The sequence below is a fragment of the Roseateles sp. GW821-FHT09G03 genome, from assembly GCF_059416045.1.
In genome coordinates this window covers 606,727-631,983 of sequence record NZ_JBWKOK010000001.1, presented here as the reverse complement: position 1 = coordinate 631,983, position 25,257 = coordinate 606,727, and the positions used below count along the sequence as shown (strand labels likewise).

Sequence of the window (25,257 nt, the reverse complement as noted above, 5' to 3'; positions counted from 1 at the left end):
TCACGCCCATGCCCATGTCCACCGTTCCCGTCTCCGCACCGACGCCCGGCACGCTGAACTGTTTCCTGGTCGAGGACAGCCCGCTGATCCGCGAGAATCTCGTGGCGACCTTGCAGGAGATGCTGGACCTCGACGTGGTCGGCGTGGCCGAGGACGAGGCCGGCGCGTTGCGCTGGCTGCATGACGACGCGGTGCCCTGCGACATCCTCATCATCGACCTCTTCCTCAAGCGCGGGTCGGGCATGTCGCTGCTGCCCAAGGCGCGGCAGCTGCAGCCCGAGGCCAAGGTGATCGTGCTGACCAACTACGCCACGGCGGACATGCGCCAGCGCTGCGAGCAGCTCGGCGCCGACAAGGTCTTCGACAAGTCCAGCGAACTGGACGAGCTCATCGCGTACTGCCTGGAGCTGGCGTCTTCCAAGGCTTGACGCCCCAGAAAACATGAACTGCGTTTCATTGCAAGCGACTGATTTCGCTGGATTTACTCCACTTCTATAGAATTCATCGCATGTCGGTGCAAATGCCCTTGACCCATCTCCCTGACCTGGCGCTCAAGCAGCTGGTGGATGGCGCGCGGGTGTTCAAGGAATTCGTCCGGATCGAGCGAGCGCGGAACGCGCTCGGGGGCTCGATGTTCTGGAAGGTCGTGGGCGACTACGAGTACCTCGTGCAGCGCTCTGGCCGGCGCATTCACTACCTGGGACGTCGCTCCGCGCTCACCGAGCAGCAGCTCGACATCTTTCAGAAGGAGCGGGAGCGTCTACGAGCCCGATCCACGTCGCTCGCGGCCGCAGTCGATGTCGCGCAGCGCATGAACAAGGCGGTCCGGACCGGTGGTGTTGCATCGTCGATCGTCGAGGTCCTGCGGCACCTGATGGTGTCAGGTCTTGCCGACCGCACGTTGTTGCTAGGACCTTCAGCGGTCCAGGCCTACGCGCAGTCTGCCGGTCTGGCGGTCGACGCCGATCCGCAGATCCTCGTCCTGCTCATCGATCTGCCGGCTGCCGATGCAAAGGCCTGCGCGTCCAAGATCGAGGCGGCTGTGTCGAAGTGGGCGCGCCTGTCTGGCGCGTCATTCGATCCCACCGCAGGCCTGCTGCTCATCCTGGAACCCCGCGAGGTCCCAGCATCCAAGGTCGAGCCACGTCGCCGCGCTGATATTGCGCCTATCGCGCCACCCCTCGTCCGGCAACTTCGCGTGTTGCGCGAGGCCCCGCCGTTCGAGCACGTGCTCATCGCCAGGACAGGCAAGATGGCGCGTGTGCGCGCCGCCGATCCCGTCGCCTTTGGGTTGGTCGCGCGCATCCAGCGCAGTGCGTCGCTGCCCATCATCGAAGAGATGCTGCGCGAGAGCATGCTCGTTTCGGGTTGGTCAGCCCACCAACGTGAGCAGGCAAATCAACAACTTCAAGGCATTGAGTCAGTGCCAGGTCTTGCCATAGCGTAACTCCCGATCGGTTTTCGGAGTTATGCATGTCGTTCCTCATTCACGGCGCGCCGGCTTGCGCGCAGCTCGACAGGGCGTTCGCCTGTTTCGAGCGTCATCAAAACGCCAGCGCTTCGGCCCATCGGCTGCGACATCAGCTGGAATGGTCCGTCACGTCCAAAGGCCATCATTTGCATCGAGTCGATGCCGAATCGGGTCGGGTCATCGCGGATCTCGGCCCACGTTGCGAGGCGTTGGAGCGGCTCCATGACGACCACCGCGATCGGCGCACGGATGCCATGAGCATGCTCGCAACATGCACCTCCGAGTTGAGGCAGAACGAGTTGCAGAACGTCGCCGCTGGGGTGTCCCGGGTCCCGCCTCTGGTGATCCGAATTCTCGATTCGCTGCGGCTCCATCGCCTGCTCGACTATTACCGCGTGATCGGAACCTACGCGCTCTTCGCCTACGAGGCGGCTGCGAAGGTCGTTCTCTCGGACGACACGACCGCGACCAACGACGTCGATCTGCTCTGGGACGTGCAGGCGAGGCTGAGTTTTGTTGCCCGTTTCACCGATCCTCCGAGCAGCATGATCGACGTCCTTCGCGCTGCGGACCCAAGCTTTGAACGCAATGAGGACCAAAAAGAGTCCGCGATCAACTCGGCGGGTTTCTCGGTCGATTTTCTCCGTCGAGAAGAAGCCGGACATCGACAACTTGCCTTTTCCATCAGTGGCCGCGAGGGCGATGTCTATCCAGTCCAAGCACCAAGTGCTCAACTACTACTGAGTTCTCCGCGTTTTGATCAGATCGTCGTCGGTGCAAATGGGCGCATGGCACTGATGCGGACGATCGATCCCGTCACCTTCGTCCACGTCAAACGCTGGATCAGCGAGAAATCATCCCGCGATGCCATCAAGCGGATGCGGGATCGACATCAGGCCGATGTGGTGCAGTCGTTGATCGACACTGGCCGGCTTCGATCGGCACTCTCGGCGCGTCTGGCATGAAAAATGGGGCCATCGGCCCCATTCCCTGTTCACGACCGCAGGTCGGTGGCGTTAGTGCGCGCCACCGGCGTCCACCGGCGCGCCCATCTTCGGCGGCCGTTTGGTGAGCCAGACGAAGGCGATCAGCACGACGAACAGCACCGCAGAGGCCAGGAAGATGTCGTCCGCCGCGCGCGTGAACGCCTGCTGGTCGACCAGCCGGTTGATGTAGGCCAGCGCCTGGTCGTGGCTGAAGCCCTGGCGCTGCAGCGTGTCCAACGCGGCCGTCTCGGCCGGATCGCCCAGCGCGAGCCGCTCCGCCAGGTGATGGTGGTGCAGCGTCGCGCGGTTCTCCCACAAGGTCGTGGAGATCGACGTCCCCATCGCCCCCGCCGTGATCCGCACGAAGTTCGACAGGCCCGCCGCCGCGGCGATCCGGTCCGGCGTGATGCCCGACAGGGTCAGCGTCGTCAGCGGGATGAAGAAGAACGCCAGCGCCCCGCCCTGCAGGATCGTCGGGATCATGATGGTCCCGAGGTCCGTGTCCGTCGTGAACAGCGAACGCATCCACAGCACGATCGCGAACATCACGAAGGCGAAGCTCGCCATCATCCGCGGATCCCACACCGAGACCTTCTTCCCCACCACCGGCGAGAGCAGGATGGCCAGCACCCCCACCGGCGCCAGCGCGAAGCCCGCCGCCGTCGCGGTGTAGCCCATGTGCTGCTGCAGCCACAGCGGCAGCAGCACCACGTTGCCGAAGAACAGGCCGTAGGCGATCGACAGCACCGACGCGCCGAACAGGAAGTTCCGCCGCCCGAAGAGCCGCAGGTCCACCACCGGGTGGTCGTTCGTCAGCTCCCAGACGATGAACACCGCCAGGCCCACGACCGCGACCACGGCCAGGGCGATGATCTGGTTCGACTCGAACCAGTCCAGCTCCTTGCCCTTGTCCAGCATCACCTGCAGCGAGCCCACCCACAACACCAGCAGCGACAACCCGACGGTGTCGATCGGCAGCTTCTTGGTCGGCGTCTCGCGGGTGCGGTAGATGCTCCACGTCAGGCCGGCCGCGAACAGACCCACCGGCACGTTGATGTAGAAGATCCACGGCCAGGTGACGTTGTCGGTGATCCAGCCGCCCAGCAGCGGCCCGACCACCGGCGCGACCAGCGTCGTCATCCCCCATAACGCGAGCGCCGTGCCCGCCTTGTGCTTGGGATAACTCGACAGCAGCAGCGTCTGCGACAGCGGGATCATCGGTCCCGCCACCAGGCCCTGGAACACGCGCGCCACCACCAGCATCTCCAGCGAATGCGCGAAGCCGCACAGCCAGGAGGCCAGCACGAACAGCAGCACGCTGGTCGTGAACAGCCGCACCGCGCCGAAGCGCTGTGTCAGCCAGCCGGTCAGCGGCACCGAGATCGCGTTCGCGACGCCGAAGCTCGTGATGACCCAGGTGCCCTGCACCGGACTGACGCCGAGGTCCCCGGCGATCGCGGGCAGCGACACGTTCGCGATGGACGAGTCCAGCACGTTCATGAAGGTCGCCAGCGACAGCGAGATCGTGCCCAGGACCAGCGCGGTGCCGGTCAGCGGCGCGGGCCCGGCCGGCGGACCGGAAGGCGCCGGGGACGCGGCAGGCCCGGGGGCCGCCGGCGCGCCGGGCGCGGTCGGAGTGGAATTGCTCATTGCGCGCGGGTGGTGGTCGCCTTGGCCGCGGCCTTGCCGAGGTTGGTCGCGATGATCTTGTTCACCTGCTCGTCGGCGGCCTTCTCCTGCACGTCGAAGATCGCCGTCTGCAGCCGCGGCGCGCTGGCGCCGGTCGCGGCGGCCAGCATCGCGCCGCCCTGGTCACGGACATCGATCTGCACGTCCATCGACAGGCCCACGCGCAGCGGATGCTCCTGCACTTCCTTCGGGTCCAACGCGATGCGCACTGGCACGCGTTGCACGACCTTGATCCAGTTGCCGGTCGCGTTCTGCGCCGGCAGCAGCGCGAACGCCGCGCCCGTGCCCGCGCCCAGGCCCTGCACCGTGCCGTGGTACTCGGTCTTCTTGCCGTAGACGTCCGCTTCCAGCGTCGCCTTCTGGCCGATGCGCAGCTTGGCCAGCTGGCTTTCCTTGAAGTTGGCGTCGACCCAGACCTGCTGCAGCCCGACCACCGCCATCAACGGCGAACCTGCCGCGACACGCTGGCCCAGTTGCACCGAGCGGCGCGCGACCCAGCCGTCCACCGGCGCGATCAGCTCGGCGCGCTGCAGCGCCAGATAGCTCTCGCGCAGGCGCGCGGCGGCGCGCAGCACGTTCGGGTGTTCCTCGACCTTGACGCCGTCGGTCAGCACCTGGTTCGAGGCCAGCTGATCCTTGGCGGCCTGCAGCGCCGATTGCGCGGCGGCGGCCTGCGCGCGGGCCGAGGTCAGTTGCGACTGCGCGTGTTCCAGCTCTTCCTTGCCGACGGCGCCGGTGGCGACCAGCGGCTGGCGGCGCGTGACGTCGGACTGCAGGCGTTCCAGGTCGACGGTGACGCGCTTCACGTCGGCCTCGCGGACCTTGACCTGCGCCTCGAAGCCGCTGTTGTTGGCATACAGCGTGCGGACCTCGCGGACCGTCTGCGCCAGCTGCGCCTGCGCCTGTTCCAACGCGACGCGGGCGTCGACCGGATCGAGGCTCACCAGCTTCTGGCCGGCCTTCACGAAGTCGGTGTCGTCGGCATAGACCGCGCGCACCGTGCCGCCGACCAGCGGCGTGATCTGCACGACGTTGGCCTGCACGTAGGCGTTGTCGGTGGACTCGTAGCGGCTGCCGATGACCCATTCATAACCGGCGTAGGCCAGACCCGCCACGATGACGGCGGCGGCGATGATCGTCAGGCCCTTCTTGCGGGTGCCGTTCTTGGCGGGGGCTTGCGTGTTGTTCGGGGGCGTTGCGCTCATGGTGTGCTCTTCGGAATTCTTGTGATTCGGGGGCGTCGGCGGCGTGGACGTCGACGCGTCAATTCGGGGGCGATGCCGGGCGGCCGAACCGCGGCGTCAGTGGCGATCGGCGGAGGCTGTCGTCTGTGCGGGGCCTCGGGCGGGATCGGCGTAACCGCCGCCCAGCGCGCGCATCAGGTTGATCTGCGCATCGACGGTCAGCGCCTGCAGATCGATCTGGCCGCGTTGCTGCAGCAGCTGGTTCTGCTGCGCGCTCAGCACCGCGATGCGGCCGGTCAGGCCCGCGCGATGGCGCTGATCGGCCAGCGTGGCCTGGCTGTCGGCGTTGGCCACCAGCGCGTCCTGCTGCGTGCGCTGCTGGCGCAGCGACTCGAGCGTCGTGAACTGGTCGCTGGCATCGCGCACGGCGTCCAGCACCGCCACGTTGTAGCTCGCGATCGCGGCGTCCTGCTCGGCGGCGCTGCCGCGCAGGTTGGCGCGCAGGCGGCCGCTGTCGAACAGCGGCAGGTGCAGCGCCGGGCCCGCGCCGTACTGGCGGCTGCCGCTCTTGAACAGCTCGTCCAGACCGATCGAGTTCAGGCCGACGAAGGCCGTCAGGCTCACGCTCGGATAGAACTGCGCGCGGGCGACGCGGATGTCCTGCGCGGTCGCCTCGACCCGGGCGCGCGCGGCGGCCAGGTCCGGGCGGCGGCCCAGCAGGTCCAGATGCGGCGCCTGCTGCCAGTCGAGCGCGACCGGCAGTGCGGCGTCCAGCGACTCGGTCGCCTTCGGGCCTTGGCCGGTCAGCGCGGCGAGCTGATGGCGCAGCAGCGCCTGCTGCTCGCGCAACACGACCTGCTGGCGCTGGATGTCGGGCAGCGGCGCTTCGGCGACGCGCAGGTCCTGGCCGTTGTCCAGGCCGGCCGCGCTGCGCTGGCGCACCAGCTCGAAGGACTGGTCGCGCAGCGACTTCTGCTGCTCCAGCAACCGGCCCTGCGCCTGGCTGCGCGCCAGCGCGACGTAGGCCTTGGCCACGGCGTTGGACACGCTCAGGCGCGCGGCGGCGGCGTCGGCCTCGGCGGCGCGTTGCTGGCCGAGCGCGGCCTGCAGCGCCGCGTCATGCTTGCCGAAGAAATCGAACTCGTAGCTCAACCCGGCCTGGATGTTGGCCAGCGTCCGCACGCTGCCGGCCAGCGGCGGCGGGTAGATGCCGTTCTCGGTGATGCGCTGGCGGGTCACGTCGGCCTCGAGCTCGGCGGCCGGGCGCTTCGCCGCTTCCGCGTTCTCGGTCATGGCCGCCGCGCGCGCGATGCGGGCCCGGGCCAACGCCAGGTTCGGCGAATTCGCGATCGCCTGGTCGACCAGCGCATCCAGCTGCGGATCGCGGAAGGTCTTCCACCAGGACGCATCGAGCGCCTGGGTCTGGCCGGCGTCGAGGCCCAGGCGGGCCGCTTCGGCGCCGTCGATCGGGCGGCCGGGTTCGGCCAGCTTGGGGATGGGCGCGCAGGCGGTGAGCACCATCAGCAGCGCCGCGCCCATGGCCAGGGCCAGGGTGGTGCGGTGAAGGAAACGGGAGGTCATCGGGGGGTCCTCAATGTTGTTCTTTTGGGGAGAGCAGGAAATGGAGAAAGGCAGCATCGGTCGCGCGTGTTCGTCGGTCCGTCAATCGCACTTGTCGACCAGCGTCGACGACTCGGAGGTCAGCCCTGCGTCGCGGATCGCCTGGCCGTTGACGACGATGCGCTGCAGCAGGCTGATCAGCGTGCGGAACTCCTGGTCGGTGAAGCCGGCCAGGTGGTCGTTGAACACCTTGGACAGCACGCCCGGGGCGGCCGCCATCGCGTTCACGCCGACCTCGGTCAGCGACACCATCACCACGCGCCGGTCCTCGACCGAGCGCTCGCGGCGCACCAGGTTCTTCGCCTCCAGACGATCGAGGAGTCGCGTCATCGCGCCGCCGTCCATCGCCAGCTCGCGGGCGAGCGCGGCGCTGGACATCGGGCCGTTGAAGCGCAACCGCAGCATCGGCGCCCACTGCGCGTGGGTCAGGTCATGCTCGCCGAGCATCTTGTCGGCCTGCAGCACCATGGACTGCTTGATCTGCCGCAGCAGCCAGCCCAGGCTCGGCTCCGACGTGAAGCTGTCGGCGCTGTAGAAATCGGCGGGCGGGGGCAGGCTGGCACTCATGGCATCGTCTTTCGTGACTTCGGATTTCCGGGACGAACTTTGCGGAAATGCTTGATGACAATTATTGCTTAGGCAATGATTGCCGTGCCAATCACTGCCAGGGATGAGCTTTCCGCGCGTAGGGACATTCCCGCAACACGCGGCCCCTAAACTGACCGCATGTCCGCCATGTCCCCTTCTTCATCGACCTCCTCCCCCTCGGCGACGGCCTCCCGTCCCGAGGCGGCTCCCTCATCCGGCGGACAGGCAAACGCCGTGCGCACACCGCCCCCACTCAGGGCGATGGGACCGGCGCTGTGGCCTTTCCTGCGGCCATACCGGGGGCGTATCGCCGCAGCGATCGTCTTCCTGATGCTGGCGGCGGCGGCGACGCTGGTCTTCCCGCTCGCGCTGCGCCAGCTGATCGACCAGGGCCTGGTGTCGGCCGATCCGGGCGACCGGCTGATGGCGCTGCGGGAACACTTCGTCTGGCTGTTCGCCACCGGCGCGGCGTTGGGCGTGTTCTCGGCCCTGCGCTTCTACGCGGTGACCTGGCTGGGCGAGCGGGTCAGCGCCGACCTGCGCACCGCCGTCTACAGCCACGTGCTGCGCCAGAGCCCCGAGTTCTTCGAGACCACGCAGACCGGCGAGGTCATCAGCCGCATCACCACGGACACGACGGTGATCCAGGGCATCGTCGGCTCCAGCCTGTCGATGGGGCTGCGCAACGTGATCATGGGCCTGGGCGCGGTGGCGCTGCTGATCGCCAGCAACCCCTGGGTGATGACGCAGGTGCTGGGCATCCTGGTGCTGGTGGTGGCGCCGGCGATGTTCTTCGGACGCCGCGTGCGGCGGCTGTCGCGCTCCAGCCAGGACCGCATCGCCGACACCAGCGCGATCGCGGCGGAGATGCTCAATGCGATCACCGTCGTGCAGTCGCACGCGCAGGAGGCGCGCGAGGCCGTGCGCTTCGACGTCGCGAGCGAGGCCGCCTTCGACACCGCCCGCAAGCGGACCAAGGTGCGCTCCTTCCTGGTCGCGTTCATCATCACGGCGACCTTCGGCGCGCTGCTGTGGGGCCTGTACCAGGGCACGCAGGCGGTGATGGCCGGCAAGATCTCCGCGGGTCATCTGGGCCAGACGGTGGTCTACGTGATCCTGCTGGTGTCGTCGGTGGCGGTGCTGGCGGAAGTCTGGGGCGACCTGCTGCGCGCGGCGGGCGCGATGGAGCGGCTGATGGAGCTGCTCGCGGCGCAGTCGCCGGTGGCCGACCCGGCGGCGCCGGTCGCCCTGCCCGCCTCGACCGGCCCGGCGCGCGTGAGCTTCGAGCAGGTCCGATTCCATTACCCCTCGCGCCCCGACCGCGCGGCGCTCGAGGACTTCACGCTGCGCATCGAGCCCGGCGAGACCGTGGCGCTGGTCGGCCCGAGCGGCGCCGGCAAGAGCACGGTGCTGCAGCTGCTGCAGCGCTTCTTCGACGTGCAGTCCGGCAAGCTGCAGCTGGACGGCGTGGCGGTCGACCGCGTGAAGCTCGCCGACCTGCGAAGCCGCATGGCGCTGGTGCCGCAGCAGAGCGTGATCTTCTCGGCCAGCGCGCTGGACAACATCCGCTACGGCCGTCCGGACGCGAGCCCGGAGCAGGTCATCGCCGCTGCCAAGGCGGCGCATGCCGACGAGTTCATCCGCCAACTGCCGCAGGGCTACGACAGCTTCCTGGGCGAGCGCGGCGTGCGCCTGTCCGGCGGACAGCGACAGCGCATTGCGATCGCGCGGGCGATGCTGCAGGACGCTCCGCTGCTGCTGCTCGACGAAGCCACCAGCGCGCTGGATGCCGAGAGCGAACGTCTGGTCCAGCAGGCGCTGGACGAGGCGATGCGGGACCGCACGACGCTGGTCATCGCGCACCGCCTGTCGACGGTGCAGCGCGCCGATCGCATCGTCGTGATGGATCACGGTCGCATCGTCGAGCAAGGCACGCATGCCGAGCTGGTGGCGCGTGGCGGTCTCTACGCGCGCCTCGCGGCGCTGCAATTCAACGCGTGAAGGGCGCTACTCCAGCACTTCCACTGGAACGCTGAACACGTACCCCGCGCCTCGTTCGGTGCAGATGTACAGCGGCTGCGCGGGATCCGCCTCGATCTTGCGGCGGAGCCTCAAGATCTGGACGTCGATCGATCGGTCATAGACCTCGGCGCCGTGGAGACGCGAGAGGTCGAGCAACTGGTCGCGCGTCAGCACGCGCTGCGGAGACGAGCACAGCGCCTGCAGCAGGTTGAACTCCCCATTGGAGAGTTCAACCCGCGCGCCGTCCGGCGAGGTCAGCCGCCGGCTGCGCACGTTGAGTTCCCAGCCATCGAAGCGATAGCCGCGGCGACGCTCATCGCGCGCGGGCACCGCCTCACGCAGCAGCTGATAACGGCGCAGCACGGCGCGGATGCGCGCCAGCAGCTCACGCGAGCTGAAGGGCTTGTTGATGTAGTCGTCGGCCGCCAGCTCCAACCCCATCACGCGGTCGGCCTCGTCCTGCCGGCCGGTGACGATGATCACCGGCACCTGGCTGCTCTCGCGCAGCGTGCGCGCCAGCTGCATGCCGTCCTCGCGGCCCAGCCGCAGGTCCAGCAGCACCAGGTCCACCAGCTGCGCCTGCATCACGGCCTGCATCTCCGCGCCCGAGCCCACCGCCGTCACGCGCAGGTCGTGCTCGGTGAGGTAGTCGGTCAGCAGCTCGCGGATGGCCGGATCGTCGTCGACCGCGAGGATGTGGGGCGTGGAGGTCGCGTTCATGGTGGCGGCCCGAAAGCTATCACGGGTTCTTCACGTCACGGAAGCCACCTCCGGGTGGATCCGCATTTCAGCTGTAACGCAGGAAATCTCCCGGAAATGATGGCGGAACAGCGCCCGGCGCCAATAGCGTCATTCCCGCCCTTGCGCGGGCGCCCTGCCCCGGACTTCCGGGACGGCCCCGCCACCCGCGACCGCCGATGTTCACCGTAGTTGTTCTTGACGACAATGCCGCGATCCGCGAACTGATCTCCGAGTGGCTGGCCGCCGCCGGGCACGACGTGATGGACGCTCGAACGATCGCCGCCTGCTGCGCCGCCGGAGAACCCGGCGCCGAAGCCGTCGGCCTGGTGCTGCTGGACCTGCCGATGCTGCGCGACGGCGTGCGCACGCTGATCGAGCGCGTGCGCGCCACCTACCCGAACGCCGCGCTGCTGGGGCTGTCGACGCAGGTGTCGGAAGCGCTCACCGCCGCGTCGCCGGCTGCCCGGAAGCTCAGCCTCCAGGGACTGCTGCCCAAGCCCTGCCTGCGCGAGGAGCTGCTGGCCGCCGTCCGCCCGCTGCTCCGCAAGGACTGACCCCATGCCGACCTCCCTCCCGGCCCGCCCTCGCCGCCCATGACCGAAACCCGCTCGCTGCGCCGCTGGATCGCCGTCGTCGGAAGCGGCGTCATCCTGGCGTTCGCGGGCTCGTCGGCCTACGACGCGTGGCGGCTGCACCAGCAGGTCACGCAGTCCACCGGACGGGAGCTGAGCAACCTGGCGCGGGCGCTGTCCGAGGAAGCCGAGCGCAGCCTGCAGGCCGTCGACCTGCTGCTGACCGACACGGCGATCTGGTACCGCGACAAGGGCGCGAGGCAGACCGCCCTCGACATCGAGAACGCGCTGCGGATGCGCGCGTCGGCGACGCCTCAGGTCAGCGTGCTGACGATCACCGACGCCGAAGGCCGGCAGCTCTACCGCTCGCGCCAGACCGGCGAACCGCTGGCCGACGTGTCCGACCGGCCCTACTTCGAGGCGCAGCGCCACTCGCGCGTGGCGGGGCTGTTCATCAATCCGCCGATCGTGACGCGTTCGGAGCGCCGCGCGGCGCTGGTCGTGTCGCGGCGGCTGGAGACGCCCGCCGGCGACTTCGCCGGGGTGGTGACCGCCATCGTCACGCTGGACGAGCTGCGCGAGGTCTACAACGCGATCGACCTCGGCGCGGGCAGCGCGCTGATCCTGACCTTCGACGACGGCCGGCTGGTCGTGCGCCAGCCGCCGGACCCGCGCGCCGACGGGCAGAGCTTCAGCGACCTGACTTCGGAGCAGGCCCCGGCGCCGCGGATCGCGCGCAGTCCCGTCGACGGCCGCGAGAAGTTCATCGTGTCGCTGCCGGTGTCGGACCGGCCGCTGATGATGTCGGTGACCAAGGACGCGCACGAGGCGATGGCGCCGTGGCGCTCCGAGATGGTCGGCCTGGCGCTGCGCACGCTGGCGCTGGTGACGGTCGGGCTGCTGACGATGAGCCTGATGCTGCGCCAGCTGCTGCGTGTCGAGCGCGGCGAGCAGGCGCTTCGCCGCAGCGAGCAGCGCTACGCGCTGGCGATGGAGGCGGCCAACGAAGGCCATGCCGAATGGAACCTGCAGGAGAACAGCTTCTTCGCGTCGGAGCGCTGGCTGCGGCTGCACGGCGTGGCGCCGACGGCTCGGCCGATGGAGGCGCGCGAGCTGTTCCTGTCGCTGGACCTGCATCCGGCAGATCGTCCGGTCGTCACCGACACGCTGCATGAGCACCTGGCCGGCCGCACGCCGGAGCTCGACATCGAGTACCGCGTCCGTGTCTCCGGCGGCGGTGCCCGTCCGGCCGAAGAGCGCGCCGACGGCACGGACCCGGCGAAGCGCGGGGACGAGAGCAAGAGCGAGCGAGCGGAGGATCGCGACGACCAGCGCGAGAGCCTGGACGACGTCGAGGACGACACCGTCTGGCGCTGGCTGCATCTGCGCGGACGATGCCTATCGGACACCGAAGGCCGGCCCACGCGCTTCTCATGCGCTGCCATCGACATCACGCCGCGCAAGGATGCCGAGGCGGAACGCGAGCGCCTGCAGGCCCAGTTGCGGACCGCGCAGCACATGGAGTCGCTGGGCACGCTGGCCGGCGGCATCGCGCACGACTTCAACAACATCCTGGGCGCGATCCTGGGCCACGGCGAGATGGCGCAACGCCGCGCCGGCACAGCCAACGCCGACCTGGCGAGGCACCTCGACCGCATCATGCAGGCCGGCGCGCGCGCGCGGCTGCTGGTGCGCCGCATCCTCGATTTCAGCCGCAGCGGCGTGCACGACCGCAGCCTGGTCAACGTCGACCAGGCCGTCGAGGAAGCGCTGCAACTGGTGACGCCGACGCTGCCCGCCGACGTCGAGCTCCACACCGCGCTGCGCGGCGGCGACGCCGGCCTGCTCGGCGACGTGCTGCAGATGCAGCAGCTGGTCAGCAACCTGTGCAGCAACGCGGTCGGCGCAATGACGGGCCACGTGATGACGGGCGGCGGGAAGCTGGGCCTCAGCGTCGACGTGCTGGTGCGCGCGCAGCCGGTCCTGCTGAGCCACGGCACCTTGCCGCCGGGCCGCTACGCCGAGGTCCGCGTGTCCGACACCGGCACCGGCATCTCGCCGGAGGTCTACGGCCGCATGTTCGATCCCTTCTTCAGCACGAAGGCGGTCGGCGAAGGCACCGGACTCGGCCTGTCGGTCGTGCACAGCATCGTGGCCGACATGGGCGGCGCCATCGACGTGCGCACCGAGCCGGGCCGCGGCAGCAGCTTCGCGCTGTGGTTCCCGGTGGCCGGCGAGGCGCCGCGCGCCCTGCGTTCGAACGAGGCCGAAGCACCGCCGCGCGGTGACGGCCAGACGCTGCTGATCGTCGACGACGAGGCGCCGCTGCGTGAATTCGCCGAGGAACTGCTCGCGGAGCTCGGTTACGAGCCGGTCGGTTTCCCGAGCGCCGAGGCGGCGCTCGTCGCCTTCGAGCGCGCGCCGCAGCGCTTCGACGCGGTGCTCACCGACGAGACCATGCCCGGCATGAGCGGCGTCGAGCTGGCGAAGCGGCTGCTCGCGCGGCGGCCCGGGCTGCCGGTGCTGGTGATGAGCGGCTACGGCGGCGAGGAGCTCGAAGCCCGCGTCGCCGCTTCCGGCGCGCGCGAGCTGGTGCGCAAGCCGCTGAGCGCGGCGGAGCTCGCGCAGGCGGTGGCGCGCGTGCTCGGCGCGGCGGCGGTTTCAGCTGAAACGCCCGGGTCGCCGGGGGTAACCGCGCGGTAGCCGCACCGCCGCACGATGCGGCGCATGGACACGCTGAACCCCGGCGCTGCCGTGGCCCCTCGCTGGGCACACCGTGGTGCACTCGTGCTGCTGGCGGCGCTGACCGCGACGACCCTCGTCGCCGTCCGCGCCGACCGCCCCTGGCCCGACCTCCCGCCGCTGCCGGCGTCGCGTCGAGCGGCGCTGCTGCTGTCGGTCAGCGACGGCCTGCTGACGGCGCCGCTGCGCATCGTCGATGAACGCGAGGACGGCCAGCTCACGCCCGCTCAGGCGGCCTTCGCCGTGCAGGCCAGCGCCGAACGCGCGCGCAACGCCTTCCGCAAGCTGGGCGACGACCGGCCTCATGAACCCTCGCCCGAGCTGGCGACGGCCACCTCCGCCGCGGCCGCGCGGATCCGCACGCTGACGCTCGCGCTGGACCGGCTCTCCAACGGCCTGCGCGCGGACGATACGACGGCGGTGCGGCACCTTGTCGCGACGCAGCTGGCGCCGGCGACCGTCGACGTCCAGCGCGCGCTCACGACGCTGGCCGCCGCGCAGTCGGAGGCGGAGCGCCGCCAACTGGCCTGGGTCGCGGATCACGGCGATCGAGACCGTGCGCTGATCGACGCGGCGCTGGCGGCCGGCTGGGCGATGACGCTGGGACTGCTGTGGCTGTCGACCCGGCTGCGAAGGCAGACGGCCGCGATCGGCGCGATGCGGCCGCGCTTCGAAGCCCCGGCCTGGCGCGATGCGTTGCGGCTCGGCGTGACGGGCGAAGCGCTCGACGGCATCGGCAACGCGCTGGTGCGCGCGGGCGCGGCGGACCTGGTCTGCATCGCGCGCACGGCGGCTAGTGCCGATGCGCTGCATCGCCTGGTGATCCGACAGGTGGCGGCACGCAGCGGCATGGCCGCCCCGCCCTGGGTCGGCGACCTGCTGTTGCTGCCCGGCCGCCATGACGTGCTGCGCGCCCTGCGCGCCGGCGAGCCGCAGGTGCTGGGACGACATCTCTCCGACCTGGGCACGACCTTCGCGTGGCGCGGCTGCGCGACCTGCGCGCGGGCGGTGCTGCTGCCGATCTGGCACGGCCCGGTCTTGTATGGCTGCCTGGCGCTGTTCTCGGCGTCGGCGGACGCCTTCGATGCCGGCGAGGTCCAGCAGCTGCAGGCGATCGCCGATGGCATCAGCACGACGCTGGGCCGCGATGCGCAGCAGGGGTCTTCGCCATGAGCACCGTCGACAACCCGAACGGACTGCGTCACGCCGGCGACCCGGCGAATGCGCCAGAACCCGAGCCCTCGGCGCTCGTCACCGCGATCGCCACGCTGGCGGCGCGGCCCGGCGCCCGCATGGGCGCGGCGGGATTGGTGCTTGGTGCCTGCGTCGCCGCCTTCGGCACAAGCACGGCGCGATTCGAGGCCGGCGTCGACGCCGACCTTCGCGTGCTGCACGGCCTCGATCGGCTCGACCGCCTCGTCGATGAAGCCGGCGCGCAGTTGATGCGGGCGCGTGTCGCTCCGCGTCGGGAGATCGATGCCGGCACCCGCGGCGCCTTCCATCGCCTGACGGCCTTGAGTTTCCAGGCCGAGCAGACCCGCGGCGACCTGATCGCCGGCGTGCACGGTGGGACGCTCCGCGCGGAGATGGCGGACATGCTGTCGGCCGACCGGCGCCTGTGGGATCTGCTGGCCGACGAAAGCGGCCTCGTACGCGAAGGCGCGGCGGCGATGGCCACCCGGCTGCACGAGGACAGCCAGCGCCAGGCGCTCGACGCCGCGCTCGCGGAACGCAAGACCGTGCGCGGCGCGTATTCGGCGCGGATGCACGAGGCGTCGCACGACGACGCGAACAGCGCGCGGGCCTGGACCCTCGGCGGCCTCGCGGCGATCGCGCTGCTGCTGGCCGCTGCCGTTCGCGGATCGCGTCCTCGGCGCATGTCGCCGAACGGCTCGTCCGATTCATCCGACGCGTCTGATGCCGCCCTCAGGACAGCCTCCCGCGCACGACCCGACGCCACCGACCTCCGGCTCGCGCAAGCGGCCGCCCGGCGGCTCGAAGACAACACCGCGGCGACGCTCGCCGGCCTCGAAGCGCGGATGGCGCGGCTGGCCTGGCTCGAGCTCCAGTCCGCCGGACACATCGCGCGACTCGGCACGCCGGGGCCGCGCCCGCAACCGCTCGACCGGGCTGGCGCGCGCGCCAGCCTGCGAGCGCTCGACATCGGCCTGCGCGATGCGATCGAGCAGGTGGAAACGTTGATCCACATGAGCAACGCGCTCGACGATCTGGTGGTCCAACGCGATGGCGCGGCACGCAGCGATGCTGTCGTCGGCGCAGCGAAGAGCGCCACCGCGCGGACGGCCGAATCGATCGCGATGGCGCAGGAATGGGAACGCATGCTGGCGCTGAGTTCCGCCGGTGCGGCCGCGGCGTCGCGCGTCGCTCATCAGACGCTGGACCGGCTCGAGATCAGCGCCGGGCTGCTGGCCCGCTGGATCCAGCTGGTGGACGACGCCATCGCGCTCGCCGAGCGTTCCGGCCTGGCCCCGCTGCCGCCCGACGCGGGTTCGCTCAAGCTGGCAGACGCCGCCACCTTGTGGCCGGTGCTGGCCCGCGTCCGCGCACGGCTGAAGCGCGGGGCAGCCTGAGCGCCCGCCGGCGCGGGGCACGCGCGCGGCGCAGCATCCTCACGCTGCCGCCAGCGTCGAGAACACCATGCCCATCGCGGCCGCGCCCGATCCGTTGATCGTCGCCACCGTGCTCCGCATTGCGCTCGGCGTGGTGCGGTGATCGTGCTGCGCGAGGAACTCCGCGGCCTTGTCCGCCGCCAGCGGGCGGCCGTAGAAGTAGCCCTGGATCTCATCGCAGCCCATCTCCACGAGGCGGGCGCGCTGCTCCTGCGTCTCGACGCCTTCGGCCAGCACCGTCAGCTGCATGCTGTGCGCGAGGCCGACGACCGCATGCACGATGCACGACGGATTCGCCTTCGGATCCAGGCTCATGCCGCGCACGAAGGACTGGTCGATCTTGAGCTTGTTCAACGGAAACCGCTTCAGGTAGGCGAGGCTGGAATAACCCGTCCCGAAGTCGTCGATCGCCAGCGCGAGGCCGAGCCCGCGCAGCGCTTCCAGCACGGCCATGACCTTCTCCGGATCCTGCATCGCGGTGCTCTCGGTGAGCTCGATCTCCACGTGCCGCGGGTCGACGCCGGACACGGCCAGCCCGTGGCGGATCGTGTCCAGGAAGCCCGCCTGCTGGAACTGCCGCATCGACACGTTGACCGCGATGACCACCGGGTCCGCGCGGCCCTCGTTCCACAGGCGCGCCTGATGGCAGGCCTGCTCGAAGACCCAGGCGCCTATCGGCACGATCAGGCCGGATTCCTCGGCCAGCGGGATGAACTCCGCCGGCGAGACCATGCGGCCCTGGTGCTTCCAGCGCAGCAGCGCCTCGAAGCCGCGCAGCGCGCCGGTGGCGAGGTCCTGCTGCGGCTGGTAGTGCAGCGCCAGCTCGCCGCGCTCGATCGCATGCTGCAGATCGGCTTCCATGTCGAGCCGCTCCAGCGTCTGCGTCTGCAGGTGCGCCGAGTACGGCACCAGCTGATCGCCGCCGGCGCGCTCCGCCGACTGCAGCGCGGCATCGGCCTTGCGCAGCAGCGTCTCGGCGTTGCCGCCGTCCTCGCGGCTGTCGACCTCGCCCAGGCTCAGCGTCAGGAAGACCTCGTGGCGGTTGACGCGGAACGGCCGGGCCAGTTCCTCGCGCAGATGGGCGATGGCGACGACGTGTTCCGCGCTCGTGCCCTCATAGAGCACGGCGAGCATCGCGCCGTCCAGGCGGAACAGCTCGCCGCCGTGGGCCCGGGCCGCGACCTCCAGGCGCCGCCCGACGTCGAGCATCAACTGGTCCGCATGACGGTGGCCGAGGCTGACGACGACGCGCTCGAAGCGGTCCAGCTTGCCCAGCACCAGCGTCAGGTCCGCGCCTTCCAGCTGGGCGAGCCGGCGTTCCAGGCTGCGCCGATGCGGCAACCCGGTCAGCGGATCGTGGACGGCCTGGTGTGCGAGCACGTCCTCCGAGCGCAGCCGCGCCCATACGTGGTGGATCATGAACAGCGCGGTCAACGCCGTGATCAGGTTGAAGGCGTGGACGACGGTGCCGATCTGGTCGATGCGCTGGGTGGCCTGCTCGCTGCTGCGGTAGACCATGGTGTCGATCTCTTCCTGGAGCGCGTCGATGTCGCTGCGGACCTGGTTGGTGAGCCGGTTGAGCTCGAACAGCACCGCCTCGGCGGCACCGGGCTTGGGATTGCCGGCGACGGCGTCGAAGCGCGGCGTCAGCGCGAGGATGGACTCGAAGCCCACCTGCATCCGCCCGATGGTGTCCTTGTGCTCGGACTGCGCGCGCAGGGCCTGCAGGTTGGCGTCCATGTCGCGGCGCGTGTCGCGCTCGAGCATGACGAAGCGGTCATGGCTGATCGAGTTGGCGAAGTACTTGTTCATCGCCAGCTGATGCAGCAGCAGCGAGGACTCGAACTCGGAGAGGTGGTGCAGCAGCGGCACCTTCTCCCTGAGCAGCGGCGTGGCGCTCTTGCGGATGCTGGCGGTCATCCAGTCCATCGCGACGGACATGCCGATGCTCAGGGCCACCAACGCGGCCAGCAACCCGTAGACGCCCCAGCGGTAGGGCCGGCTCACAGCGTGGTTCATGACGTTCTCCGTCGTTCAAGCGCCGCGTCAAACACCGAGTCGCGCGGCCACGTCGCCCGTGCCCGAAGCGACGTCGCGGCGGATCCGTTGGCTGCCGACGATCGCGGCGCCCAGGGCCACGGCGGCGACCAGCGCGATCAGCAGGCCGCGGGCGTTGAGGTAGCCCTCCTCGCCGTCTTCCGCCGCCGCGCTGATGAGCGCGGTCTGGCGGTCCTTGAGCGCGTCGAGGTCGGCCATGGTCTTCAACTGCGCTGCGCGCAATTCGCCCACGAGCAGCGTGCCGGCTTCCTCGCGATGGTGGTCCTTGAGCAGCGCGACGAAGCGCTGCTGCAGCGGCACGTAGTCCGAGAACGAGCGCGACAGCCGCGCAACGTCCGCCGCGCCGTTCTCCAGCGCGGGCTGGTGCTTGAGGGATTCGATGGTGGCGGCGATCTCGCGCGTCTGGCGGCCGGTGTCCACGAGCGCGGCGGCGATGCGGGTCTCGTCCTCGTAGATCAGCGCGTTGCGCAGGCCGCGGCCGACGGTGTTGATCTGATCGGACATGTCGCCCAGGCGCTCGACCAGCGGCAGGCGTTCGCGCTCGATCTGGCGCAGGCTGGCGGTGACGGCGGCCAGGCGGGACACGACCGCGCCGGTGCCGAGGGCCGACAGCGCGAGCAGGAGCAGGAACACGGCGGTGAGGCGCGTGCCGGGCTTGAGCGACGGGATGGATGTCATGCGGACCTCGCGTGGCTTGTCTCGTTGGGCCGGCTCTCGCTGACGTACGGAGGACGCTTGCCGGGCTGCGGGCATGTTCGGAGGCGCACGTTGGGATCGGGTTACGACCGCTCACCGCGCGCATTACAGGCGTAATGCGGGGGTGCTGCGGCGGGCGCCCGGGCTACCTCTTCCGAGGTGCACGCCCCTCATGCGGGGGGAACGGCCCGCAGAGACCGGGCGGTCGGGGGGCCTGCCCGGGCGCCTCTAGAATCGGCCTCATGACGACCCCGAACGCCCCTGCCGCGACCGCCGAGCGCCCTGTGCGCAGCCAGTTTGAAGACTTCATGCGCCACGTGTACGAGCACGGCGTGACCAAGGGCGACCGGACGGGGACGGGCACGCGCAGCGTGTTCGGGCACCAGATGCGGTTCGACCTGAGCGAGGGCTTCCCGCTGGTCACCACGAAGAAGGTGCACCTCAAATCGATCATCCTGGAGCTGCTGTGGTTCCTGCGCGGCGACTCCAACGTCAAGTGGCTGCAGGAGCGCGGCTGCACGATCTGGGACGAGTGGGCGCGCGAGGACGGCGACCTGGGCCCGGTCTACGGCGTGCAGTGGCGCAGCTGGCCGAAGGCGGGCGGCGGTCACGTGGATCAGATCGCGGAGGTCGTGAAGCAGCTGAAGACCAATCCGGACTCGCGCCGGATCATCGTCTCGGCGTGGAACGTGGCGGAGCTGGACCAGATGGCGCTGATGCCCTGCCACGCGTTCTTCCAGTTCTACGTGGCGGACGGCAAGTTGTCGTGCCAGCTGTACCAGCGCAGCGCGGACATCTTCCTGGGCGTGCCCTTCAACATCGCGAGCTACGCGCTGCTGACGCAGATGCTGGCGCAGCAATGCGGGCTGGGCCTGGGGGACTTCATCTGGACGGGCGGGGATTGCCACATCTACTCCAACCACTTCGAGCAGGTGGAGACGCAGCTGTCGAGGACGCCGTTCGCGTATCCGACGATGCACATCAAGCGCAAGCCGGATTCGATCTTCGACTACGAGTTCGAGGACTTCGAGCTGCAGGAGTATCAGCACCACGCGGCGATCAAGGCGCCGGTGGCGGTGTGAGCGGCGGGAGCTGAACTCACATGGCGCTGAGGCCGGAGGATCTTTCCGAAGAGGAGATGCTTGCGGCCGAGGCGCGGTTCCCAGAACTGGCCGCCAGGGCCGGACGGAAGGCTTACGAGCGGGCGTTGGCGGAGAACGGCTCGGTCGTTGTTGCGAGCGGGGATCGGTTGGTCAAACGGTATGCGGATGGGAGCGAGCGGCTCATCAAGAAGCTGCAGCCGGACCTGAGAGTAAAGCGCGGTGCTGTGCTCAAACGTGTCAACCACGCAGCCGCATAGCGCCCGCTTCTCTCGCGCCAGCACGTTCGCCCTTCAGGCGACCTCTACCTTCGACGTTGCGAGCGAGCGCTCATTCGCCTTCTCACGGCGCGCCGCCCACCAGGCCTTGATCGACGGATGCCCCCAGTACTTGTCGAAGAAGTAGTGCAGGACCGTGTTGACCAGCGGCTCGATGAACGTCACCAAGCCCGCGATGGCGATGCTTCCGGTGAGCAGGTACGTCACCGTGAAAGAGGTACCGAGGTGAAGCACCCCGAACGTCGCAGTCTTGGCCATCCCGCATCCCCTTCCAACCGAGTTTGATCTTGTTTGGAATGGTACGGATCGCCGATGCGACCGGCCAATCGCGTTTGCTCATCGCGGAGATAGCGCCGGAGCCGATCACTTCTTGCTGCGACGGAACTCCCAAGGCGGGGTCGGCGTTGCCTCGCTCCATAGCCCGCGCCGCGCGCGTCGGGCATCGATTTCCTCGGCCGAGTACAGGGTGCGCTGTGCGGCCGGCTGCTCCCGCTCGAACGCCTTGTAGTGCCAGGCCAGGCCCGCTCTCAGTTGGGCTTGGCCGACATCGACCGAACGCACGCGGACAAGCCCGAGGATGCGGCCGTAGCGGTCTCTCTTCTTCCAGTCCACCACCACCTCCTGCCGGAACACCAGCTCCGAGAGATGCTGGCGAGAACGCTCCCCGAAGGCCTGGCGCTTCTCCGGTGCATCGATGCCAACCAGCCGCACGCGATGCTGGTGGCGCTCGTTGTCGAGCACGGTCAACGTGTCTCCATCAGAGAGGCCGACGACTTCGCCGCGGAGCGTCGCAGCGCCCGCGGTACCGAGCGAGCTGCACAAGAGGACGGCGATCAGGAATGCATGAGGCGAGGAGAACGGAGAGATGCATCTACTGGGGAGAGCGGACATGAAGGTGCGGAGGTACGGTGAGACCCGGTTTGTAGATCATCTTGGACACGTGGCAGAGTCTGGCTGTCAAAAATGCAAAGATCGATACAGGCCATGAAGCTCCTCATCACTGGACTGAACGGCACCGTGGCTCCCTGGGTCGGCCGCGAAGCGGAATCGCGAGACTGGGACGTGGTGGGTTGGGACCGCAACGCGGTGGACCCTGCCAATGAGACCGCCGCCCTCGCCTTCCTGCGCGCCGAGGCGCCGGATGCCATCGTCCACCTGGCGATGGGCTCCGAGTCCTGGGCTGCTCAACTGGCAGGCTTCGCGAGGCTGCATGGGGCGCACATGGTCTTCGTGAGCACCGCGATGATCTTCGACGCCTCGTCAGGCGGACCTCATCGGCCCCGCGACCCGCGGACCGCCAAGGACGACTACGGGCAGTACAAGATCCGATGCGAGGACGCGGTGCTGACGGCTAATCCATCGGCGACGGTGGCGCGCATCGGCTGGCAGATCGCGCCGGACGCTGTCGGCAACAACATGCTCCGCCACCTGGATGAGCAGCACGCCCGGGATGGGCGCATCCGCGCAAGTTCAGCCTGGCGTCCGGCGTGCTCGTTCATGTCCGACACCGCGGCGGCGCTCTGCGATCTCGTTCAGGAAGGCACCGGCGGGCCGGTTCATCTGGACAGCAATGCGTTGGATGCGCTGACGTTCGACCAGCTGGTTCAGAGGCTGGGAAAGAAGTTCGAACGGGACTGGGTGGTCGAGGTGACGCAGGACTATGTGCATGACCAGCGGCTCGTGAACGAGAACGGCGGGTCGATGCTGCCGCCGTTGAGCGTGCACTTGGGGTGAGGCCGCGCGCGAGCGGACAGAAATCCTCTGACCCAAGGAGCACCACCATTCCGATCGCAATCGCACTTCGCGCCCACTTCGCGGGCAGCTACTTCCGAGACACGTTTGTACGGATGCTGAGGTCATGGGACATCGACAGTGCCTACATCGCCTCGGGGTTCTTCAACGACTTCACAAGCCGATTGAAGGGTGCGTCACCCGACTTCGGGATCGACGAGGACATGGAAGGCAAGCACGTGTTTCTCATGGGTGGCTACGACGAGAGTGCGACAAGCCTGCTCGAGCTTCGAGACTCGCTCATCAAGCAAGGCATCAAAGCTTCTGCATACAAGCTTCCTCCATCCAAGAATGGCGAGCAAGCCCTGCGATGGCACGCCAAAGTTGCGGTTTTTCTCAGCAAGGAGAAGCCCGTCCTTGCCATCGTAGGAAGTAGCAACTTCACTGGACCGACGATGTATGGCAGCAGTGAACACAAGTTCATCGCCATGCCGGACACGGTGCAGGTGGAAGCAGACAGCTTCTATTGGCTCAACAGCTGTCTGGACACTTCGCAGGCAGTGCACGATGCATTCACCTATTGGGGACGGGGCAGCCTCTCCCCAGACATTGCCTTCGACAACGACAAATTTGACGAGGAGATAGAGAGGCTGATTCAGAAGACCTTCGACCGCCTGCTTTCGTTCAAGTGGCGCGCCCTTCCCTGAACGGCGAGAACTGGAAAGACGAAGCTTTCGTCCCAGGCGCGCGTGTCTTGTCGCCTGACTTGGCCGGCACCGGCATGACCTGGCCCCACGTGTTCCCGCACGGCGTTTGAACTCAGGAAGGTCGCGGACGGCGAGGTGACTCACCTCCTACCGGCCCGCCTTTCGCAGGCCCGCTTGACCGCCAGCATTACCACCGTCAACACCACGGCGCTGAGCAGCACGTTGAGGAGGAGAAACCTCGCCGCCGCTTCCAGCGACCTCGCATCCTCCAACGCCGTCATCACCGCCATGCCACTGGCCGGCGGGTGACTGATGCCCAGCAGGCGCAGCGCGACGACGCCGATCGCGAGCGCCATGGCGGCGGCCAGCAGGGGGACATGAACCAGCGCCGCGGCCGAGAGCCCGATGCCTGCCGCCACGAGGTTCCCGAACACCACCGCCTTCGCCGCCGCGAAAGGATGCTCGGGCGTCAGCGCCATGAGCGTCGCTGACGCGCCCAGCGGCGCCACCAGGTACGGGGCGTCCGCAAAGTGCGCGGTCCAGAGAACGGGGAAGCCGCCGACCACCACGAATGCCACCAGCAAACTGACGAAGGTCCTCGTCGAGGCACCCGGCTCGTCGTTCGACGCTGGCTTCCGCGGGCTCATGGATTTCTCCGCGGAAGACGCCTCAGGCGGCCACCGCAGCGGCCGCAGCGATCTGGGCCCGATGCTTCGTGACGATCTCCGCCTCGTCGCTCAGCGCCTTCTTCACGGACGCGCGCGTTTCGACACGATCCTTCCAGGCGAAGAGCCTCGTCAGGTGCCCGATCTGCGCGCCCGAGCGCGCATGCCACATCGTCGCCCACAGGTAGGCATCGACCACCGAGAACTGCTCGCCCGTGACGTACGCGCGGCCGTCGGACAGCAGCTCGTCGATCCGCGTGTAGGCCGCGACCAGCTTCGCGCGGGTCCATTCGGTGCCGGCTTCCGTCAGCAGCTTGCGCATCAGCGGGATGTGCTTCTGCGCGATCTCGGTGCCGATGAAGTTCAGCAGGACGTCGACCTTGGCGCGCTCCAGCGTGCCCTGAGGCGGCGTCAGGCGGCTCTCCGGATGCTGGTCGGCGAGGAAGCTGGTGATCGGGCCGGTCTCCGTCAGGATGTCCCGCTGCGGGTTGTCCAGCTGCAGCGCGGGCACGTAGCCCAGCGGGTTGACGTCGAAGAAGGCCTCGCCCGTCGAGGTGGTCTTGCCGAACACGTCGAAGTGCACGATGTCGGGATTCAGGCCAAGCTCGTTGGCAATGACCTGCACGGCGCGGGAGCAGGTGTCGTCGGCGATGAAGAGTTTCATGAGGGTCTTTCGATGAGTGGGGTTCTGCCGGCGGCAACTCAGCGTGTCGCCAACGGAATGAACTCTAGGGAGCGCCCCACGAGCGATAAAGCAGTCGTCCGTCCGCTGTCTGTCGCTTCCGGAGCGACAGTGCCGTGCCCGTTTCAAGGCATCCTTGCGCCGACGATCCCAGCTGTCCGCACAATGTCTTCTGGAGGAATGCACCGTGACCAAGCGCGTAGATGCCGCCGTGGCCGATATCGAGACCTTCGTGGCCGTGGCCCAGCTCGGCAGCTTCACGAAGGCGGCCGAGTTGCTCGGAACGACCAAGTCCAATGCAGGCAAGGCCGTCCAGCGGCTGGAGGCAAGACTTGGCACGCGCCTGTTCCAGCGCACCACGCGGGCCGTCCACCTCACCGATGACGGGCAGGTCTACCTGCTGGCGGCGCAAGGCGCCCTCGACGGTCTCCGGGAAGCGGAACAGGCCCTGGCGGCCCGGCGCTCCGAACCCATCGGCCGCGTCCGGGTGGACCTCCCCGCCGGCTTCGGCCGGCTGTTCTTCCCTTCCCTCTCCCTGCTGCGCGAGAAGTACCCCAAGGTCACACTGGAGATCGGCCTGTCGGACCGGATGTCCGATGCCGTCGCCGAGGGCTGGGACATCGTCGTGCGCATCGGCGCGCTGCCGACCGACGGAGAGATGACCGTCAGGAAGCTGTGCTCGCTCAAGTTGGGCCTGTACGCCTCCCCCGAGTACCTGGCCCGCAAGGGCGACATCACGACCGTCGCCGAGCTCGCCGGCCACGATGCGCTCATCTTCCGCGGTCCCTCGGGCCGCCTGCGGCCCTGGACCCTGCTGGACGACGGGGAACAGCGCGAGATGTCGCCGGCCCCCGTCGTGGTGCTGGCGGACGGGCACGCCCTGGTGGAGGCCACCGTCCAGGGCGTCGGCATCGCCCAGATCCTCGACCGCGTCGCGCGGCCCCATGTCGAGGCCGGTCGCCTCGTCCATGTGCTGCCCGAAGCCGACGTGGATGGACCGCCCGTCCACGCGATGATCCCGCTCGGCACGCGCATGGCCACCAAGACGCGGGCGGTCCTGAACTTCCTCGCGGAGAGCCTGGCCTGACCACGGTC

Annotated in this window: 24 protein-coding genes; 13 read left to right on the top strand and 11 right to left on the bottom strand. The window is 68.9% G+C overall.

Annotation, left to right across the window (positions count from 1 at the left end; translation table 11 throughout):
• Positions 1–14 precede the first annotated feature (14 nt).
• The 3 genes from AC07OZ_RS02845 to AC07OZ_RS02835 all read left to right on the top strand — a co-directional run bounded on the left by AC07OZ_RS02845 (position 15) and on the right by AC07OZ_RS02835 (position 2,436).
• Positions 15–428, top strand: coding sequence for a response regulator (locus tag AC07OZ_RS02845; protein ID WP_495465645.1), 414 nt, complete (start codon positions 15–17; stop codon positions 426–428).
• Between the two features lie 80 nt (positions 429–508).
• Positions 509–1,447, top strand: coding sequence for a nucleotidyltransferase family protein (locus AC07OZ_RS02840; protein WP_495465644.1), 939 nt, complete (start codon positions 509–511; stop codon positions 1,445–1,447).
• A gap of 26 nt (positions 1,448–1,473) precedes the next feature.
• On the top strand, positions 1,474–2,436 hold the full coding sequence (locus tag AC07OZ_RS02835) for a GSU2403 family nucleotidyltransferase fold protein (RefSeq protein WP_495465643.1): 963 nt from the start codon (positions 1,474–1,476) through the stop codon (positions 2,434–2,436).
• A gap of 51 nt (positions 2,437–2,487) precedes the next feature.
• Here AC07OZ_RS02835 and AC07OZ_RS02830 read toward each other — a convergent pair whose 3' ends face one another.
• From AC07OZ_RS02830 to AC07OZ_RS02815, 4 genes are all read right to left on the bottom strand, one after another.
• Positions 2,488–4,107, bottom strand: a complete 1,620-nt coding sequence (locus AC07OZ_RS02830) for a DHA2 family efflux MFS transporter permease subunit (protein WP_495465642.1) — start codon at positions 4,105–4,107, stop codon at positions 2,488–2,490.
• Positions 4,104–5,351 (bottom strand): HlyD family secretion protein, encoded by a 1,248-nt coding sequence (locus tag AC07OZ_RS02825; RefSeq protein ID WP_495465641.1) that lies wholly within the window; start codon positions 5,349–5,351, stop codon positions 4,104–4,106. The genes AC07OZ_RS02830 and AC07OZ_RS02825 overlap by 4 nt, the downstream gene beginning before the upstream one ends.
• A 96-nt stretch (positions 5,352–5,447) precedes the next feature.
• A complete protein-coding gene (locus AC07OZ_RS02820; RefSeq protein ID WP_495465640.1) occupies positions 5,448–6,911 on the bottom strand; it encodes an efflux transporter outer membrane subunit in 1,464 nt (487 codons plus the stop codon).
• Positions 6,912–6,992: 81 nt separating this feature from the next.
• Positions 6,993–7,517, bottom strand: a complete 525-nt coding sequence (locus tag AC07OZ_RS02815) for a MarR family winged helix-turn-helix transcriptional regulator (protein WP_495465639.1) — start codon at positions 7,515–7,517, stop codon at positions 6,993–6,995.
• A 168-nt stretch (positions 7,518–7,685) separates the two neighbouring features.
• On the opposite strand from AC07OZ_RS02815, the gene AC07OZ_RS02810 reads away from it, so the two are divergent.
• Positions 7,686–9,539: an ABC transporter transmembrane domain-containing protein gene (locus AC07OZ_RS02810; protein WP_495466477.1), complete on the top strand. Its 1,854-nt coding sequence runs from the start codon at positions 7,686–7,688 to the stop codon at positions 9,537–9,539.
• Positions 9,540–9,545: 6 nt separating this feature from the next.
• On the opposite strand, the gene AC07OZ_RS02805 is transcribed toward AC07OZ_RS02810, so the two are convergent.
• The gene (locus AC07OZ_RS02805; protein WP_495465638.1) at positions 9,546–10,280 is read right to left on the bottom strand and encodes a response regulator; all 735 of its coding nucleotides are present in this window, start codon (positions 10,278–10,280) and stop codon (positions 9,546–9,548) included.
• Between the two features lie 197 nt (positions 10,281–10,477).
• Between AC07OZ_RS02805 and AC07OZ_RS02800 the strand changes: the two genes are divergently transcribed.
• The 4 genes from AC07OZ_RS02800 to AC07OZ_RS02785 are packed head-to-tail and all read left to right on the top strand — an operon-like array spanning position 10,478 to position 16,206.
• Positions 10,478–10,855 (top strand): response regulator, encoded by a 378-nt coding sequence (locus AC07OZ_RS02800; RefSeq protein WP_495465637.1) that lies wholly within the window; start codon positions 10,478–10,480, stop codon positions 10,853–10,855.
• Between the two features lie 39 nt (positions 10,856–10,894).
• On the top strand, positions 10,895–13,576 hold the full coding sequence (locus AC07OZ_RS02795; RefSeq protein WP_495465636.1) for an ATP-binding protein: 2,682 nt from the start codon (positions 10,895–10,897) through the stop codon (positions 13,574–13,576).
• Positions 13,577–13,600: 24 nt separating this feature from the next.
• Positions 13,601–14,788 (top strand): GAF domain-containing protein, encoded by a 1,188-nt coding sequence (locus AC07OZ_RS02790; protein WP_495465635.1) that lies wholly within the window; start codon positions 13,601–13,603, stop codon positions 14,786–14,788.
• On the top strand, positions 14,785–16,206 hold the full coding sequence (locus AC07OZ_RS02785) for a hypothetical protein (RefSeq protein ID WP_495465634.1): 1,422 nt from the start codon (positions 14,785–14,787) through the stop codon (positions 16,204–16,206). The genes AC07OZ_RS02790 and AC07OZ_RS02785 overlap by 4 nt, the downstream gene beginning before the upstream one ends.
• 39 nt (positions 16,207–16,245) lie before the next feature.
• Here the strand turns inward: AC07OZ_RS02785 and AC07OZ_RS02780 are convergent, their stop codons facing one another.
• Positions 16,246–18,264, bottom strand: a complete 2,019-nt coding sequence (locus AC07OZ_RS02780; RefSeq protein ID WP_495465633.1) for a putative bifunctional diguanylate cyclase/phosphodiesterase — start codon at positions 18,262–18,264, stop codon at positions 16,246–16,248.
• Between the two features lie 27 nt (positions 18,265–18,291).
• Entirely contained in the window at positions 18,292–18,981 is a 690-nt protein-coding gene (locus AC07OZ_RS02775; protein ID WP_495465632.1) for an MCP four helix bundle domain-containing protein, read from the bottom strand.
• Positions 18,982–19,241: 260 nt separating this feature from the next.
• Here AC07OZ_RS02775 and AC07OZ_RS02770 point away from each other — a divergent pair, with 260 nt between their 5' ends.
• Together AC07OZ_RS02770 and AC07OZ_RS02765 are read left to right on the top strand one after the other, a co-directional pair.
• Positions 19,242–20,081 carry a thymidylate synthase gene (locus AC07OZ_RS02770; RefSeq protein ID WP_495465631.1) on the top strand — a complete coding sequence of 280 codons (840 nt, stop codon included), beginning with the start codon at positions 19,242–19,244 and terminating at the stop codon, positions 20,079–20,081.
• A 20-nt stretch (positions 20,082–20,101) separates the two neighbouring features.
• Complete coding sequence (locus tag AC07OZ_RS02765; protein WP_495465630.1) at positions 20,102–20,359, top strand: hypothetical protein; 258 nt, start codon at positions 20,102–20,104, stop codon at positions 20,357–20,359.
• 33 nt (positions 20,360–20,392) lie between these two features.
• Here the strand turns inward: AC07OZ_RS02765 and AC07OZ_RS02760 are convergent, their stop codons facing one another.
• Positions 20,393–20,635 carry a DUF2061 domain-containing protein gene (locus AC07OZ_RS02760; RefSeq protein ID WP_495465629.1) on the bottom strand — a complete coding sequence of 81 codons (243 nt, stop codon included), beginning with the start codon at positions 20,633–20,635 and terminating at the stop codon, positions 20,393–20,395.
• Positions 20,636–20,740: 105 nt separating this feature from the next.
• Positions 20,741–21,118, bottom strand: a complete 378-nt coding sequence (locus AC07OZ_RS02755) for a thermonuclease family protein (protein ID WP_495466476.1) — start codon at positions 21,116–21,118, stop codon at positions 20,741–20,743.
• Between the two features lie 243 nt (positions 21,119–21,361).
• Here AC07OZ_RS02755 and AC07OZ_RS02750 point away from each other — a divergent pair, with 243 nt between their 5' ends.
• Together AC07OZ_RS02750 and AC07OZ_RS02745 are read left to right on the top strand one after the other, a co-directional pair.
• Entirely contained in the window at positions 21,362–22,111 is a 750-nt protein-coding gene (locus AC07OZ_RS02750; RefSeq protein WP_495465628.1) for a sugar nucleotide-binding protein, read from the top strand.
• A 221-nt stretch (positions 22,112–22,332) separates the two neighbouring features.
• The gene (locus AC07OZ_RS02745) at positions 22,333–22,815 is read left to right on the top strand and encodes a hypothetical protein (protein WP_495465627.1); all 483 of its coding nucleotides are present in this window, start codon (positions 22,333–22,335) and stop codon (positions 22,813–22,815) included.
• Positions 22,816–22,955: 140 nt separating this feature from the next.
• Here AC07OZ_RS02745 and AC07OZ_RS02740 read toward each other — a convergent pair whose 3' ends face one another.
• Both AC07OZ_RS02740 and AC07OZ_RS02735 read right to left on the bottom strand, forming a co-directional pair.
• Positions 22,956–23,462 carry an HPP family protein gene (locus AC07OZ_RS02740; RefSeq protein ID WP_495465626.1) on the bottom strand — a complete coding sequence of 169 codons (507 nt, stop codon included), beginning with the start codon at positions 23,460–23,462 and terminating at the stop codon, positions 22,956–22,958.
• A 22-nt stretch (positions 23,463–23,484) separates the two neighbouring features.
• Complete coding sequence (locus tag AC07OZ_RS02735; RefSeq protein WP_495465625.1) at positions 23,485–24,144, bottom strand: glutathione S-transferase C-terminal domain-containing protein; 660 nt, start codon at positions 24,142–24,144, stop codon at positions 23,485–23,487.
• 205 nt (positions 24,145–24,349) lie between these two features.
• Here AC07OZ_RS02735 and AC07OZ_RS02730 point away from each other — a divergent pair, with 205 nt between their 5' ends.
• Positions 24,350–25,249 (top strand): LysR family transcriptional regulator, encoded by a 900-nt coding sequence (locus tag AC07OZ_RS02730; RefSeq protein WP_495465624.1) that lies wholly within the window; start codon positions 24,350–24,352, stop codon positions 25,247–25,249.
• Positions 25,250–25,257: the final 8 nt, after the last annotated feature.